Here is a 14,327-nt window from a genome sequence, read left to right on the forward strand (position 1 = left end):
AAAGCCAAAGCTCGTCGCCATCATCGCGACGGCCCGAAAACTCGTCACGATCCTCAATGCCGTCATCCGGGACCAACAACCATGGCGCGAACAAGACGCTTGACCACCAAGACAGTCGCTCACCCCTACCCCTCTCCTTTCAGGAGAGGGGATTCCGCCGGCGTCTCGTCTGTCGAGCGCTCAATGCGCCACCGACGGGATTTTCTCCGCCGGCGGGGTGTTGCGGCTGATGCCGCTGCGGACGATGCCGTCGATCACGATCATGCCGATGCCGGGCAGATCGCCGAGCTGGATCGAGTTGAGGAAGCTCGTGCCGGCCGAGTGCTGGGCCTTGTCCATGAAGACGAAATCGGCGCTGCGGCCGACCTCGATCAGGCCGCAATCGAGGCTGCGCATCCGGGCGGTGTTGCCGGTGGCGAAGCAGAACGCCACCTCGGCCGGAACGTCGCCGAGCGAAGACAGCATCGAGACCATGCGGACGATGCCGAGCGGCTGCACGCCCGAGCCCGCCGGTCCGTCGGTGCCGAGGATGACGCGCTGCAATTCGTCCATCTCGCGGGCGACGCGCAGGGTGTAGAGCGCGGCGCGCTCATTGCCGTTATGGACCAGTTCGAGGCCGCGCTTGCAGCCCTCGCAGATACAGCGGATCTCCTTGTCCGGCAAAGCGGTATGGCCGCCATTGATATGGCCGACAACGTCGGTATCGGCCTCGAGCACGACGTCGGCGCCGATCAGGCCGGAGCCGGGGATCGAAGGGCCGCCGGTGTGGATGGTCGATTGGATCCCGTATTTGCGGGCCCAGGCGACCATCTCCCTGGCGCGTGCGCCGTCCTTGACGCCACCGAGCCCGACCTCGCCGAGCAATCTCACGCCGGCATCGGCCAGGTCCTTGAAGTCCTGCTCGACCATGCCGGGCTCGATCACCGGTGCGCCGGCATGGACCTTGACGCCGCCGGGGCGAAAGGCGGTGAAGGCACGCTGCGCATAGATCGCCATCGCCTTCAGGCCGACGATGTCCTTCGGCCGGCCCGGTGTGTGGACCTCGCCGGCCGAGATCATGGTGGTGACGCCGCCATGCATGGTCGAATCGATCCAGCCGAACTGGTTCTGGCGCGGCGTCCAGTCGCCGGCGACCGGGTGGACATGGCTGTCGATCAGGCCGGGTGAGAGCACCGTGCCGTTGGCGTCGATCACAGTGTCGGCCTGGTCGGTGTCGAGATCCTTGAAGCGACCGACCGCGGCGATCCGGCCGCCGATGGCGATGAGCGTGTCGGCTTCGAGGATCGGACGCTCGATGTCGCCGGAGAGCATCAGGCCGATATTCTTCACCACCAGCTTATGGGTGCTGCTGACCGTCGTCGCCTGCTGTTCAGCCATCGTATCCGCCCTGTCGTCCGTTGCCGAAATCTGCCGCCATCCTCAGCGCCGGAAGCCCGATTGACAAGCGTGGCGGGACGCGACATATTGTTTGTATACGAATGAATTTCTGCCCCGTTCGGACCCGGCTGTCAAGCAGCAAGGATCGTGCATGCCTTACGCCGTCACCAGCGCCTGCATCCGTTGCAAATACATGGATTGCGTCGAGGTCTGCCCGGTCGACTGCTTCTATGAGGGCGAGAACATGCTCGTCATCCATCCGGACGAATGCATCGACTGCGGCGTCTGCGAGCCGGAATGCCCCGCCGAGGCGATCGTCGCCGACGGCGCCGATGGAGCTGAGCAGTGGCTGACCTTGAATGCGCGCCTAGCGCCGCTCTGGCCGAATATTACGCAGAAGAGTGAGCCGCCGGCCGATGCCGACGACTGGAAGGGAATACCGGACAAGATCGACCTACTTTCCGAACGTCCGGCAATGTGATATTGGGTGGCCTGCATCCGATAATCTGCTAAATCGCTAGACTATCTGAGGATCGATGAGATGAGCAATTTTTACGAGGAGCGCGTGCTCTCAGTCCATCACTGGACCGATACGCTCTTCAGCTTTACGACGACCCGCGACACGACCTTCCGCTTCAAGAACGGCCAGTTCACGATGATCGGGATCAAGGTCGGCGAGAAGCCGCTGCTGCGCGCCTACAGCGTCGCCAGCACCAATTACGACGAGAACCTCGAGTTCTTCTCGATCAAGGTGCCGGATGGTCCGCTGACCTCGCGCCTGCAGAACCTCCAGGTCGGCGACCCGATCATCATCGGCAAGAAGGCGACGGGCACGCTGGTGCTCGACAACCTCAAGGACGGCAAGCGCCTGTTCCTGCTCGGTACCGGCACGGGCCTCGCCCCGTTCCTGTCGCTGATCCGCGATCCCGAGACCTATGAGCGCTACGAGAAGGTCGTTCTCGTCCATGGCTGCCGCCAGGTCTCGGAGCTCGCCTATGGCGAGCGTATCCAGCAGGATCTTCCGAACGACGAGTTCCTCGGCGAGATGATCCGCGAGCAGCTCATCTATTATCCGACAGTGACCCGCGAGCCCTTCCGCAATCGCGGCCGCATCACCGATCTCATCACCTCCGGCCAGCTCTTCAGCGATACCGGCATGGGGCCGTTCGACCCCGCCGGCGACCGCTTCATGCTCTGCGGCAGCCCGCAGATGCTGGTCGACCTCAGGCAGATCTTCGACGAGCGGGGCCTCGAGGAAGGCAATCACGGCGAGGCCGGCGACTACGTCATCGAGAAGGCTTTCGCCGAGCGCTGAGGCACGTCTCCAACCGCATTTTCCGTGATGGTCGGGCTTGTCCCGACCATCCATGTCTCCACGTCCCTGATCGCGTGCGGTGTTCAAGACGTGGATGCTCGCCACGAGGGCGAGCATGACGCGTGCAGCGGCTTTTTGCCGAACGCGTCACGGCCTGCTACCTGTCCGGCAAATCACCTCGACCGACGAGTAGCGCCATGACCGAGACCTTGCCCGACCGGCTGTCCTCCAATCCCAACAGCCCGTTCTACAACGAGGAGCTGCTCGCGAGAGATATCGGCGTCCGCTTCAAAGGCGCCGAAAAGACCAATGTCGAGGAATACTGCGTCAGCGAGGGCTGGGTCCGCCTGACCGCCGGCAATGCCAAGGACCGCCATGGCAATCCGATGACGATCAAGCTCAAGGGCACGGTCGAGCCCTATTTCCGCAAGGCCGAGTGAGACTCGCCGCCGCGGGCGATCGCCAGCGCGAAGGCGGCGATCGCCAGCACCGAAAGACCCGCCCGCACAGCGTGAAGCGCTGCCCAGCGCTCGATCAGGGCCCGGCTTGCCGCCCCCGCCTGCTCTGGGCCGAGCGCCAGCAGCGCATCGTTCACCGGCGCGATCACGATCAGGGTGAAGGGCAGATTGGCGAGCATCAGTGCTGCGCCGGCGAGCCAGAGCGGATGTCGCATCCGCCAGAACGCTAGCACCCCAACAAGGCTCGCCAACACCGCGAGCCCGGCCTGCATCCGCGCCGCGCGCGGATAGCTCTCCTGCCAGTGCCGCAGCAGCGGGGCGTCTGCGAGCGCGAGGCGCGCCGGCTGCTCGGCGACGAGAATGTAGAACGCCGCACCGGCGAACAATGTCGCCAGGATCAGCGCGGCGAGGCCGATGGCGGAAATGCCGCGGCGTTGCGTGGTCGCATCGAGACTGGATTCGGATATGGTCGCCTCCTCAAAATAAACAGCATGCTATTCATTATTGCATAGCATGCTGTCCGATTGCAATCTCGCCGAATCAGACCTCATGACCAGCTTCAAGACCAGCTCCGCCGGCTACCTCGCCAACCATGTCGCCCGCCTGTTCGCACGCGAACTGGCCGAGGCGGTGCGCCCGCTCGGCCTCGCCCCGGCGCAGTTCATGGTGCTGCTCGAGCTCTGGCGCGAGGAGGGGCTGACGCAGAAAGACCTGGTCGGCCGGCTCGATGTCGAGCAGGCGACCATGGCGGCGACACTGGCCCGCATGGAGCGCGACGGCCTGATCGAGCGCCGGCCCGACCAGGCCGATGCCCGTGCCCGTCGCATTCAGCTCACGTCACGGGCGCGGGCGCTGCAGGAACCGGCGCTCGCCGCCGCGAAGGGCGTCAATGCGCGGGCGTTGGCCGGCTTCTCCGACGACGAGCGTGAGGCTGTCCTCTCCGGCTTGCGCCGCATCGTCGGTGCGCTCACGCGCAGTGCAGAGCTCGGTTAAGTCAGCGACGCAACGAGAGGCGGCATTGGTCGACGTCAGCTCGGCACGGCGCCGCGAAGCAATCCCTCGAGCTCGGCCTGGCGGGTCACGCCTGTCTTGGCGAAGACCTGCCTCAGCGTGGTGCGGGCCGTCCCTTCGGTCCAGCCGAGCGCGGCCGCCGCCTCGCGCGGGGCGTGGCCACCTGCGATCAGCGCAGCGAGCCGCGCTTCCGACGGACTGAGGTCGAAGAGGCCGGCGACGAGGTCGGCCGACGGTGCCTTGGCCTGGACCAGCGGAGTTGCGACGAGGATCGCGGTCGCCTGGCTGAACAGGTCGTGGGCTGCGCCCTTGATCGGGACGAGGTGAAAGATGATCGGCGGCAAGTCATTGCGCGCCCGCATCGGGATCGAACGGACCGCAGCCATCTGCCCGCCTCGGCTCAGCGCCTCCAGAGCGGTCGCGAAAAGCGCATCGGCGCCGGCATCGGTCAGCTTCAGGCGCGAGGGAAGGTCCTCGATGGCAGATGGCATCAGTCGCGTGAGAAGGCTGTTGGCGGCGAGAATCCGGCCGCCCTTGCCGAGTACCGCTGCGGCCAGGCGCATCAGCTCCAGCGCTGCGGCTGCGCTGCGCGCGCGCTCGACCTCCAGATGATTGGCGATCAAGGCCGCCCGCGCCAGATGGGGCCGGACCCGGTCGAGCGCCGCGACGACCGTCCGGGGAAACGGTCCGTCCGCGAAGGGTTTTTCGAGATTGACCATCGCGAAATCGCCCGACGGGATGCTGATCGCGGTCGCGACGCCGGAGCCGTAGCCGCGCGGAATCAGGAAGTCGCTATAGAGGGGCAATTGTTCGGCCTCGCCGGGGGCAAAGACGTCACCGTCGGTGATGAAGCCGGCGTGCTGAAAGGCGATGGCCCGCTTGGTGCGCTCGTTCTGCGCGCCGCCCTGGGCGAGCCAGATCTCGTCCCACATCTCCTTGAACGTGTCGCTCGTGCTGACGACCGACAGGCGCGCCTCGCCGATCCGGGAGAACAGCGCTGCCGTCGCGTCACAATCGCGTGCCAGCCCCTCGAGCCAACCCTGCCATCGCTCGGGAATCACGGCGGCCTCATAGAGACCGTCGATCAGCGCCTCGTATCCATCGCCGAATGGCAATCGGGTCTCCCTCTCGCAGAACGTGCAACCATAGCTAGCATGCTTCTCGCGAAAGCGTCTTGTAGAAGAAGGTCGAGCCGCAATCGCGTCCGTCCGGCATCAGCGCATAGCGCGGGATGGTGCCGACCTCGGTCCAGCCGAGACGGTTGTAGAGGCGCCGCGCCGCGCCCGCCTCGTCGGTGTCGAGCACGAGGAGGTCGCGCCCCAGCGCCAGCGCGGCAGCCTCCGCCGCCCGCATCAGCGCCTCGCCGATGCCGCGGCGCCGTGCCCGGGACTCCACCAATACCTTGGCGATCTCGGCCCGGTGCGGTTGGTTCGGCTTGGCCGTTGGATGGAGCTGAGCTGTTCCGACGATGCCGCTCTCGTCGCGTGCGACGAAGAGCAGGATGCGTTCGGCTGTGACCTCGGCCGCGACGCCGCGCCAGAAGCCTTCGAAATCGTCCTGCGTGTTCCACTCCATGAAGCCGACCGAGGCGCCGTTGGCGACGGCGTCATGCAGGATCTCGGTTAGATCGGGGATGGCGGCCAGCGCTGCGTCCCCGTCGAGCTGTTCGATCGTCACGCTGTCCAACTCCGTCATGCTTCGCCTCCGCGCGCCGCCGGCTGGCGGCAATACCTACTATGCAAGATTGATTCCATTATAGTAGATTGCGGTAAGCCCGGCCACTCCGCTCCGCCGTCAACCCGGATTTTACGACGTTTGGCGAATTCCGGTCTCTCAGGCCCAAATCCGGCAGGTGATTTCCGAAAAAGTCACGGGCTCATGTTTTGCTCAGGGCCGGAAGACGCCGGAAACGGCGCGGGCGCAAGGGGAGGCGTCGATGAACAGGGGCTTGGAATACGTCGGCCGGTCGGTGGTCCGCTTCATCACGCGCGGCAAGCCGCAGAGCGGCCCGGTCGACGGCAAGGCACTGGCCCGCCTGAAGGCTGCGCTGAGACCCGGCGACGTGCTGCTGGTCGAAGGCCACATGAAGGTCTCGGCGGCGATCAAGTATCTGACCCAGTCGACCTGGTCGCATGCGGCGCTCTATGTCGGCGACACCGGCCGGTTCAGCCCCGAGGGCGAACCGCTCGTCCTCGCCGAAGTCGAGATGGATGTCGGCTGCGTGCTGTCGCCCTTGTCGAAATATGGTGCCTTCGGCACCCGCATCTGCCGGCCCCAGGCCCTCGATCGGGAAGGCCGCCAGATCGCCGTCGACTATGTGCTCGAGCGGCTCGGCACGCAGTATGACCTCAAGAACATCCTCGACCTGGCGCGCTGGCTGATTCCTATTCCCTGGGCACCAGCCGGTTTCCGTCGCCGCATGATCGCGCTGGGCTCCGGCGATCCGACACGGGCGATCTGCTCGACCCTGATCGCCCAGGCCTTCGAGGCGGCGCGCTATCCGGTGTTGCCGACCGTCGAATATGCCAGTGCGATGGATGAGCAGGATTTCGAGGAGATCCTGCACATCCGGCATCATTCGCTCTATATGCCGCGCGATTTCGACATCTCGCCCTATTTCTCCGTGGTGAAGCCGACCCTGGAGGCCGGTTTCGACTATAAGCGGCTGAATTGGGCGCAGGAGCGCCTGCTCGCGGCAGAGTGAAACGGCAGTCGATCTGCCTCGCACCCTTGGCGCAAGGGGCGCGCACTGCTATGGCGCGCGCATGAGCACCCGCAGTTTCGACAACATCCGCAATTTCTCGATCGTGGCGCATATCGACCACGGCAAGTCGACCCTCGCCGACCGGCTGATCCAGCAGACCGGCACGGTCGCGGCGCGCGACATGAGCGAGCAGATCCTCGACTCGATGGATATCGAGAAGGAGCGCGGTATCACCATCAAGGCGCAGACCGTCCGGCTGGATTATCTGGCCGAGGATGGGAAGACCTATATTCTCAACCTGATGGACACCCCCGGGCACGTCGACTTCGCCTATGAGGTCTCGCGCTCGCTGGCGGCCTGCGAGGGCTCGCTGCTGGTGGTCGACGCCTCGCAGGGCGTCGAGGCGCAGACGCTCGCCAATGTCTACCAGGCGCTCGACGCCAACCACGAGATCGTCACGGTCCTCAACAAGATCGACCTGCCCGCGGCCGAGCCGGAGCGGATCAAGCAGCAGATCGAGGACGTGATCGGCCTCGACGCGTCCGAGGCGGTGCCGATCTCGGCCAAGACCGGCCTCAACATCGAGGGCGTGCTCGAAGCGATCGTCAAGAAGCTGCCGGCGCCGAAGGGCGACCTCGAAGCCCCGCTCAAGGCGCTGCTGGTCGACTCTTGGTACGACGCCTATCTCGGCGTCGTCGTGCTGGTGCGCATCATCGACGGCGTGCTCAAGAAGAACATGACGATCCGGATGATGCGGGCCAACGCCGTCTATGGCGTCGACCGCGTCGGTGTGTTCAAGCCCAAGATGCTCGAAGTGAAGGAACTGGGCCCTGGCGAGGTCGGCTTCTTCACCGCCTCGATCAAGGAGGTCGCCGATACCGCCGTCGGCGACACCATCACCGACGACAAGAAGCCGATCGCCGAGCCGCTGCCGGGCTTCAAGCCGGTGCAGCCGGTGGTGTTCTGCGGCATCTTCCCGGTCGACGCCGCCGATTTCGAGGTGCTGCGCAGCGCCATGTCGCGGCTGCGCCTGAACGACGCCAGCTTCTCCTATGAGATGGAGACGAGCGCCGCGCTCGGCTTCGGCTTCCGCTGCGGATTCCTCGGCCTGCTGCATCTGGAGATCATTCAGGAGCGGCTCGAGCGCGAGTTCAACCTCAACCTGATCTCGACCGCGCCCTCGGTCGTCTACCATCTCAAGCTGCGCGACGGCTCGACGCTCGAACTGCACAACCCGGCCGACATGCCGGACGTGATGAAGATCGAGCTCATCGAGGAACCCTGGATCCGGGCGACGATCTTCACCCCGGACGAGTATCTCGGCTCGGTGCTGAAGCTCTGCCAGGACCGGCGCGGCCTGCAGATCGACCTCAACTATGTCGGCTCGCGCGCCAAGGTCGTCTACGACCTGCCGCTGAACGAGGTGGTGTTCGACTTCTACGACCGGCTGAAGTCGATCTCGAAGGGCTATGCCTCCTTCGACTACGCCATCACCGACTATCGCGAGGGCGACCTCGTGCGCATGTCGATCCTGGTCAATGCCGAGCCGGTCGATGCGCTCTCGATGCTGGTTCATCGCTCGCGCGCCGACGCCCGCGGCCGGGCGATGTGCGAGAAGCTCAAGGAGCTGATCCCGCCGCATATGTTCCAGATTCCGGTCCAGGCTGCCATTGGCGGCAAGATCATCGCCCGCGAGACGATCCGGGCGCTGCGCAAGGACGTCACCGCGAAGTGCTATGGCGGCGACGCCTCGCGCAAGCGCAAGCTCCTGGACAAGCAGAAGGAAGGCAAGAAGAAGATGCGGCAGTTCGGCCGCGTCGAGATCCCGCAGGAAGCCTTCATCGCCGCGCTGAAGATGGACGACTGAGCGATGGCGTCAATCTCGGGCTTGACCCGAGAATCTCATCCCGAAGAAGGCGCCCTGCGGGGGTCTCCTCCTGCCTGAGATGCTCGGGTCAAGCCCGAGCATGACGTTCAGATGGCCGCCCCCAATCCGCGCAGTTCGGCTCGCAGGTCAATCGGCTCGACGAAGTGTACCGCCTGCATGCCGACCGAGCGGGCGGCCTCGACGTTCTTGCCGCTGTCGTCGACGAAGATGCACTCGCCGGCGCTCAGTCCGTAGCGCTCCAGCAATACGTTGTAGATCGCCGGATCGGGCTTGAGCAGCCGCTCATGCGCCGAGACGATCACGCCGTCGAAGCTCTGCAGGAAGGGGAAGCGGATCAGGCATTCCGCCCATTTCTCGCGCGAGAAATTGGTGATGGCGTAGACCTGCTCGCCCTTGGCCTTGAGATCGGCCAGCACCGCGACGCTGTCCTCGATCGTGCCCGGAACGGTCTCGTGCCAGCGCTCGTCGAAAGCCTTGATCTCGGCTTCCCATTCCGGGTGGGCGGCGATCAATGACGCCACGGCCTCGGTCCAGGGTCGGCCGCGGTCCTGTTCCAGGTTCCAGGCCGATGTGCAGACGTTCTGCAGGAACCAGCTGCGCTTTTCGTCATTGGGGATCAGGTCGCGATAGAGATGGAACGGATCCCAGCGCAACAGGACGTTGCCGACATCGAACACGACCTTGCGATTGGTAGGCATCGGTAGGCTTCTCCAGTCAGGCGTGCATCGACGCGGCTGATGCAACTCACGTCCTTGTGCACGGACGCGCGTAACCTTCACAAGGCTTTTGGCGTATTCGCGTAAAGGATCAGCAAAGGCGCTAACGGATGACTTCGGCAGCAATAGGTAGCTACTGGCCCTGGAACGACCGGCAGGGGCGTTTCTCGGCGCTGCGGGCCGGCTGCTTCGCGCTCGTGCTCGTCCCTGCCTTGATCCTAGCCTGGCAGGCCTGGAGCCATCAGCTCGGCTCCAAGCCCTGGACGCAGGCCGTGCACGATACCGGAACCTGGGCGCTGCGCATCCTTGTGATCACGCTCGCGGTGACGCCTTTGCGCCGTATCCTCGACTGGAACAAGCTGATCGGCATCCGCCGCATGCTCGGCCTCTCCGTATTGGCCTATGCGCTCGGCCATCTCACCTTGTACTGCATCGACCTCGCCTTCGACTGGGGCCTGATCCTCTCCGAGATCGTCAAGCGCTTCTATCTCGTCGTCGGCATCACCGCGCTCATCGGCCTCGTCGTGCTCGGCATCACCTCGACCGACGGCATGATCCGCCGGCTCGGCTCGGGCCGCTGGCAGCGCCTGCACAATCTCGTCTATTTGATCGCCTGCCTCGGCCTGTTTCATTTTGCGCTGCAGTCGAAGATCGACGTCACCCAGCCCGTGCTGCTGAGCGGGCTGTTCGCGCTGCTGATCGCTTACCGCGGCCTCAATCGGTTCAAAGTTCCGCTGAGCTTCACGTCGCTGGCGCTGACGGGGCTTGGCGTCGGCCTTGCCACCGCTTTAGCCGAAACCGCCTGGTATGCCTTCGCCACTGGCGCTTCGGCCTGGCTGATCTTCCAGGCCAATGCCGACATCGTCGTTTATCAGGATTGGACGGCGCTGAGGCCGGGCCATTGGGTCGCGCTCGTCGGACTCGGGCTCGCGGTCGTGCACCTCTTCCGCAAGCCGGCACCGAAGCCGGAGCGGCGCCAGCGCCGCCCGGCGATGGCCTCCGAGGCCGCGGGCGGCTGAGCCTCAGCCTTCGCGCCGCGCCAGTTCCAGGATGGTCTCGATCAGCACGCGGATGGCGATGCCGGCGTCGAGCTCGGTCATGTTCTCCAGTGGCGAATGGCTGATGCCCTTCTCGCAGCGCACGAACAGCATGGCGGAGGGGCAGAGCCGCGCCATCGTCATGGCGTCGTGACCGGCGCCGGAGGGCAGCCGCCGCGCCGAGAGGTTGGAGCCGGTGCGGGCGATGCCGGTGGCCAGCGCTTCCTGCAGCTCGGGCGCCATCGGCGTCGCATCCTCGCGCGAATAGGGCGTGATGCTGAGCCCGACGCCGCGCCGGGTGGCGATCTCGCTAAAGCGCTTCTGGATCGCCTGCTCCATGCTGGCGACGGTCTCGCCCAATGGAGCGCGATAGTCGATGGTGAAGTCGGCAGCGCCCGGCACGACATTGGTGGCGCCAGGATCGGGCCGGAGCACGCCGACCGTGCCGACCGCCTGGTCATGCGCGCTGGCGATCTCCTCCAGCGCCAATGCCATCTCGGCGGCGGCGGTCAGCGCATCCTTGCGCAGCCGCATCGGTACCGTCCCGGCATGGCCGGCTTCGCCGGTGACGCGGACGGTGGCCCGGCTCTGGGCGTTGATCGTGGTGACGATGCCAACCGCCTCGTTCTCGGCTTCGAGCACCGGGCCCTGCTCGATATGGACTTCGAGATAGGCCTTGATCGAGCCGGGCTTGCGGGCGAGTGCCGCGATCCCACTAGGATCGCCGCCGAAGGCGACGAGCGCGTCGCGTAAGCTCACGCCGTGGGCATCGCGCGAATCGAGCCAGGCCGGATCGTAATGGCCGATCAGCGCCGAGGACGTCGATAACGAGGTCGGAAAGCGCACCGTCTCCTCGTCGCCGAAGGCCACGACTTCGAGTGCGAAGGGCAGCGTGATGCCGGCGTCGCGGATCGCCTGCGCCGCCAGGATGCCGGCGACGACGCCGAGATTGCCATCGAAGCGGCCACCATCGCGGACCGTGTCGATGTGCGAACCGATCAGCACCGCCGGTAGCCCGGGTGTGGCGCCTTCGCGCCGACCCTGCACCGAGCCGGCGGCATCGATGAAGGCGGTCAGGCCCGAGACCTCCATCGCACCCTTGACGTATTCCGCGCCCTGCCGGTGCGACGGCGAGAGATAGAGCCGCGTCAGCTTGCCCGGCTCATCGCTGAACCGGTTGAGGCCGGCGAGAGCGGCGAAGGCACGGGCGCCGAGGACGGCGGGAGAAGGCAGGGTCGTGGTCATCGGATCAACCTAAAGGGCCGGCCATGGGCATGGCCAGCCCGCTTTAGCGCGGCAGGATCGATTTGGCTGTCAGTAGGTCGCGCGCCCGCCCGAGAGGTCGAAGACCGCGCCGGTGGTGAAGCTGTTCTCGGCCGAGGCGAGGAAGGCGACCATCGAGGCGACTTCGTCGGGCTGCAGGAAGCGTCCGCGCGGGATCTTCGCCAGCATGTAGCCGATATGCTCCTCGCTCATCTGGTCGAAGATGCGGGTGCGGGCGGCCGCCGGGGTGATGCAGTTCACCGCGATGTCCTGCTGGGCCAGCTCCTTGCCGAGCGACTTGGTCAGCGCGATCACCGCCGCCTTCGAGGCCGAATAGGCCGAGGCGTTGGGGTTGCCCTCCTTGCCGGCGATCGAAGCGACCAGCACGAGGCGCCCGTAATTGCGCTTGATCATGCCAGGGATCACCGCCTGGCAGCAATGCAGCGTGCCGTCGACATTGAGGCGCATGATCTTGGCCCATTCGTCGAGCGGGTATTCCCAGGTCTTCAGGTTCGGCCCGGCGATGCCGGCGCTGGTGACGAGGATGTCGACGTTGCCATGGCGCTGCTCCAGCTCGGCGGCGGCGGCATTCACCGCCTTGGCATCGGTCACGTCGATCGCAAGCCCGCTCGCAGCCGGCCCGATCGCCGCCGCCGCCTCATTGGCGAGCTTGCCGTCGAGATCCCAGATCGCGACCTTGGCGCCACTGGCAGCGAGACGTTCGGCAACGGCACGGCCGATACCCTGCGCGCCGCCGGTGATGATGGCGACCCTGCCGTTCAAATCGATTTGATTCATTGAAATCACGCCCCTCCCTGGAACTATGCGCGGACTTTAGCGCAAAGCCATCCGCCGCAAAGTCGCGGTGGCTCAAGGGAGGGTTGCGTCAGGCAGGCTGCTCAGCGCGCATTGCGGAAGGCGCTTGGGCTGAACACGGTGCGCAGCAGGATGCCGAGGTCGAGCCAGAACGACCAGTTGTCGATGTACCAGTGGTCATAGGCGATGCGCCGGGCCATCTTCTCGTCGGTGTCGGTCTCGCCGCGCAGGCCGTTGACCTGGGCCCAGCCGGTGATGCCCGGTTTGACGTTGTGGCGCCGCGCATAGAGCGCGATCTTGCGCTGGAACTCCCGGTCATGGGCGAGGGCGTGCGGGCGCGGACCGACCAGCGACATCTGCCCGGCGATCACGTTCAGGAGCTGCGGAAGCTCGTCGAGATTGTAGCGCCGCAGGAAACCGCCGATTCGTGTGATGCGCGGATCGTTGCGCGTCGCCTGCTTGACCACTTCGCCATCGTCCGTCGTCGTCATCGTGCGGAACTTGAAGATTCGGAAGGGCTCCTGGTTGAAGCCGTAGCGGCGCTGCAGGAACAGCACCGGGCCCTTCGAGTCGAGCTTGATCGCGATCGCGACGAGCAGCAGAACCGGCAGGCTCAGCATGAGGATCGCGCTCGCGGCGAAGACGTCGAAGACGCGCTTGAACAGGATCTGGGCGAAGGACAGGGCCGGGCGCGTCAGCCTGAGCGAGGCGAGCGAGCCGATCCGCACGATATGCGGATTGTCGAACCGGTCCATGACGCGCTCCGGCGTCAGGTGGATCGCCACCGGCAAGTTCATGAAGGCGTCGATGCAGGCGTCGATCGTCTCCTGATCCGACCAGGGCAGGGCGATGAAGACGGCGTCAGGCTTGAGATCACGGGCCCTGGCCGAGGCCGTGGCGAGGTCGGCGGCGAGAGCCGCGGCGGGATCGTTGATCCGGCGCGAATCATTGCTGCGCAGGAAGGCGACATCGACGATAGAGAAGCCGATGTTCCAGGGCTGGTGGCGCGAGACGAAGGACATCACCTCGCTCTCGCGGCCGATCAGGAAGACCCGCTCGGAGGTGATCCTGCCGGTCTTCGAGGCCATCGAGATGGTGCGCACGATCGCCGAGCGGGCGAGCGCGATCAGCGGCACGCCGGCGACATAGGTGACGAGGACGACGGCGCGCGAATACTGGTCGTTGACCTTGGCCATGAAGACGATGGCGACGAAGGCGATCATCGCCAGGTTCCAGACCGTGAAGGCCGAGGTGATCTGGCCCTTGGTCGAGAGGTAGTTCTCCAGCCGGTAGCGACCACGCATCAGATTGGTGAAGACGAAGATCGCAGCGATCATCGAGGCGAGCTCGACGGTGACCTTGTCGTTGCCGAGATGGCGATAGGCGACGAAGTGATAGACGATCGAGGTGCCGCCGACCACGGTCAGGACGGTCACCGCATCGACCAGCGCGGTGATCAGGCCGATCCAGTGGCGCAGCACATTGGCGCGCTGGTCGGCTGCCGTAGTGACTTCATAGTTCAGATCGTTGACGCTCATCATGCCGCGCTCGCTCGGTCATGGGCAGTCCGGATTCGGCACAGGGGATGCGCCGAAAGGCCGCCTCACCCGTCGAGGTGGCAAGGGCGATGCCGTAGAGGCATGAAGCTCGTTTCGCGGAAAATGCGCTGAAATCAGCCCGATCGAGTCAGTTTCAAATGGAGCTTGACCGAAGGCGTCCCATTACGGAACAACCCGCGGGAC

At 65.4% G+C, this 14,327-nt stretch carries 15 protein-coding genes and 1 pseudogene; 8 read left to right on the plus strand and 8 right to left on the minus strand.

Going from position 1 to position 14,327, the window contains the following annotated elements:
* Window positions 1–103: pseudogene (locus B6S44_RS22945) on the plus strand (IS110 family transposase); the annotation flags it as partial.
* Window positions 104–180: 77 nt separating this feature from the next.
* On the opposite strand, the gene B6S44_RS22950 reads toward B6S44_RS22945, so the two are convergent.
* The gene (locus B6S44_RS22950) at window positions 181–1,377 is read right to left on the minus strand and encodes an amidohydrolase family protein (RefSeq protein WP_129159214.1); all 1,197 of its coding nucleotides are present in this window, start codon (window positions 1,375–1,377) and stop codon (window positions 181–183) included.
* Between the two features lie 151 nt (window positions 1,378–1,528).
* Between B6S44_RS22950 and fdxA the strand changes: the two genes are divergently transcribed.
* The 3 genes from fdxA to B6S44_RS22965 all read left to right on the plus strand — a co-directional run bounded on the left by fdxA (window position 1,529) and on the right by B6S44_RS22965 (window position 3,132).
* Entirely contained in the window at window positions 1,529–1,858 is a 330-nt protein-coding gene (fdxA, locus tag B6S44_RS22955) for a ferredoxin FdxA (protein ID WP_057189024.1), read from the plus strand.
* A 60-nt stretch (window positions 1,859–1,918) separates the two neighbouring features.
* On the plus strand, window positions 1,919–2,692 hold the full coding sequence (locus tag B6S44_RS22960) for a ferredoxin--NADP reductase (RefSeq protein ID WP_129159215.1): 774 nt from the start codon (window positions 1,919–1,921) through the stop codon (window positions 2,690–2,692).
* 197 nt (window positions 2,693–2,889) lie between these two features.
* Window positions 2,890–3,132: a DUF3297 family protein gene (locus B6S44_RS22965; protein ID WP_129159216.1), complete on the plus strand. Its 243-nt coding sequence runs from the start codon at window positions 2,890–2,892 to the stop codon at window positions 3,130–3,132.
* On the opposite strand, the gene B6S44_RS22970 is transcribed toward B6S44_RS22965, so the two are convergent.
* The gene (locus B6S44_RS22970) at window positions 3,111–3,536 is read right to left on the minus strand and encodes an anthrone oxygenase family protein (RefSeq protein WP_248309727.1); all 426 of its coding nucleotides are present in this window, start codon (window positions 3,534–3,536) and stop codon (window positions 3,111–3,113) included. The genes B6S44_RS22965 and B6S44_RS22970 overlap by 22 nt on opposite strands.
* Window positions 3,537–3,699: 163 nt before the next feature.
* Between B6S44_RS22970 and B6S44_RS22975 the strand changes: the two genes are divergently transcribed.
* Complete coding sequence (locus B6S44_RS22975; RefSeq protein WP_129159218.1) at window positions 3,700–4,143, plus strand: MarR family winged helix-turn-helix transcriptional regulator; 444 nt, start codon at window positions 3,700–3,702, stop codon at window positions 4,141–4,143.
* 35 nt (window positions 4,144–4,178) lie between these two features.
* On the opposite strand, the gene B6S44_RS22980 is transcribed toward B6S44_RS22975, so the two are convergent.
* Both B6S44_RS22980 and B6S44_RS22985 read right to left on the minus strand, forming a co-directional pair.
* Window positions 4,179–5,276 (minus strand): helix-turn-helix transcriptional regulator, encoded by a 1,098-nt coding sequence (locus tag B6S44_RS22980; protein ID WP_129159219.1) that lies wholly within the window; start codon window positions 5,274–5,276, stop codon window positions 4,179–4,181.
* A gap of 34 nt (window positions 5,277–5,310) precedes the next feature.
* Window positions 5,311–5,856, minus strand: coding sequence for a GNAT family N-acetyltransferase (locus tag B6S44_RS22985; RefSeq protein ID WP_129159220.1), 546 nt, complete (start codon window positions 5,854–5,856; stop codon window positions 5,311–5,313).
* A gap of 241 nt (window positions 5,857–6,097) precedes the next feature.
* Here B6S44_RS22985 and B6S44_RS22990 point away from each other — a divergent pair, with 241 nt between their 5' ends.
* A complete protein-coding gene (locus B6S44_RS22990; protein ID WP_129159221.1) occupies window positions 6,098–6,865 on the plus strand; it encodes a YiiX/YebB-like N1pC/P60 family cysteine hydrolase in 768 nt (255 codons plus the stop codon).
* A 61-nt stretch (window positions 6,866–6,926) separates the two neighbouring features.
* A complete protein-coding gene (lepA, locus tag B6S44_RS22995; protein ID WP_129159222.1) occupies window positions 6,927–8,732 on the plus strand; it encodes a translation elongation factor 4 in 1,806 nt (601 codons plus the stop codon).
* A 107-nt stretch (window positions 8,733–8,839) separates the two neighbouring features.
* Here the strand turns inward: lepA and B6S44_RS23000 are convergent, their stop codons facing one another.
* Entirely contained in the window at window positions 8,840–9,451 is a 612-nt protein-coding gene (locus B6S44_RS23000; protein WP_129159223.1) for an HAD family hydrolase, read from the minus strand.
* A gap of 128 nt (window positions 9,452–9,579) precedes the next feature.
* Between B6S44_RS23000 and B6S44_RS23005 the strand changes: the two genes are divergently transcribed.
* Window positions 9,580–10,488 carry a protein-methionine-sulfoxide reductase heme-binding subunit MsrQ gene (locus B6S44_RS23005; RefSeq protein ID WP_129159224.1) on the plus strand — a complete coding sequence of 303 codons (909 nt, stop codon included), beginning with the start codon at window positions 9,580–9,582 and terminating at the stop codon, window positions 10,486–10,488.
* Window positions 10,489–10,491: 3 nt separating this feature from the next.
* Here the strand turns inward: B6S44_RS23005 and B6S44_RS23010 are convergent, their stop codons facing one another.
* From B6S44_RS23010 to B6S44_RS23020, 3 genes are all read right to left on the minus strand, one after another.
* Entirely contained in the window at window positions 10,492–11,751 is a 1,260-nt protein-coding gene (locus B6S44_RS23010; protein ID WP_129159225.1) for an allantoate amidohydrolase, read from the minus strand.
* A gap of 69 nt (window positions 11,752–11,820) precedes the next feature.
* Window positions 11,821–12,567 (minus strand): SDR family NAD(P)-dependent oxidoreductase, encoded by a 747-nt coding sequence (locus B6S44_RS23015; RefSeq protein ID WP_129159226.1) that lies wholly within the window; start codon window positions 12,565–12,567, stop codon window positions 11,821–11,823.
* A gap of 101 nt (window positions 12,568–12,668) precedes the next feature.
* Window positions 12,669–14,126: an undecaprenyl-phosphate glucose phosphotransferase gene (locus B6S44_RS23020; protein ID WP_129159227.1), complete on the minus strand. Its 1,458-nt coding sequence runs from the start codon at window positions 14,124–14,126 to the stop codon at window positions 12,669–12,671.
* Between the last annotated feature and the right edge of the window lie 201 nt (window positions 14,127–14,327).

This window comes from Allobosea sp. Tri-44, assembly GCF_004123845.1.
In the GTDB taxonomy this organism is placed as follows: Bacteria; Pseudomonadota; Alphaproteobacteria; order Rhizobiales; family Beijerinckiaceae; genus Allobosea.

Excerpts from the sequence above, each read along its gene's own strand:
- B6S44_RS22950 (WP_129159214.1), bottom strand. The coding sequence starts at position 1,377 with ATGGCTGAACAGCAGGCGACGACGGTCAGCAGCACCCATAAGCTGGTG.
- fdxA (WP_057189024.1), top strand. The coding sequence starts at position 1,529 with ATGCCTTACGCCGTCACCAGCGCCTGCATCCGTTGCAAATACATGGAT.
- B6S44_RS22960 (WP_129159215.1), top strand. The coding sequence starts at position 1,919 with ATGAGCAATTTTTACGAGGAGCGCGTGCTCTCAGTCCATCACTGGACC.
- B6S44_RS22965 (WP_129159216.1), top strand. The coding sequence starts at position 2,890 with ATGACCGAGACCTTGCCCGACCGGCTGTCCTCCAATCCCAACAGCCCG.
- B6S44_RS22975 (WP_129159218.1), top strand. The coding sequence starts at position 3,700 with ATGACCAGCTTCAAGACCAGCTCCGCCGGCTACCTCGCCAACCATGTC.
- B6S44_RS22985 (WP_129159220.1), bottom strand. The coding sequence starts at position 5,856 with ATGACGGAGTTGGACAGCGTGACGATCGAACAGCTCGACGGGGACGCA.
- B6S44_RS22990 (WP_129159221.1), top strand. The coding sequence starts at position 6,098 with ATGAACAGGGGCTTGGAATACGTCGGCCGGTCGGTGGTCCGCTTCATC.
- lepA (WP_129159222.1), top strand. The coding sequence starts at position 6,927 with ATGAGCACCCGCAGTTTCGACAACATCCGCAATTTCTCGATCGTGGCG.
- B6S44_RS23000 (WP_129159223.1), bottom strand. The coding sequence starts at position 9,451 with ATGCCTACCAATCGCAAGGTCGTGTTCGATGTCGGCAACGTCCTGTTG.
- B6S44_RS23005 (WP_129159224.1), top strand. The coding sequence starts at position 9,580 with ATGACTTCGGCAGCAATAGGTAGCTACTGGCCCTGGAACGACCGGCAG.
- B6S44_RS23010 (WP_129159225.1), bottom strand. The coding sequence starts at position 11,751 with ATGACCACGACCCTGCCTTCTCCCGCCGTCCTCGGCGCCCGTGCCTTC.
- B6S44_RS23015 (WP_129159226.1), bottom strand. The coding sequence starts at position 12,567 with ATGAATCAAATCGATTTGAACGGCAGGGTCGCCATCATCACCGGCGGC.
- B6S44_RS23020 (WP_129159227.1), bottom strand. The coding sequence starts at position 14,126 with ATGATGAGCGTCAACGATCTGAACTATGAAGTCACTACGGCAGCCGAC.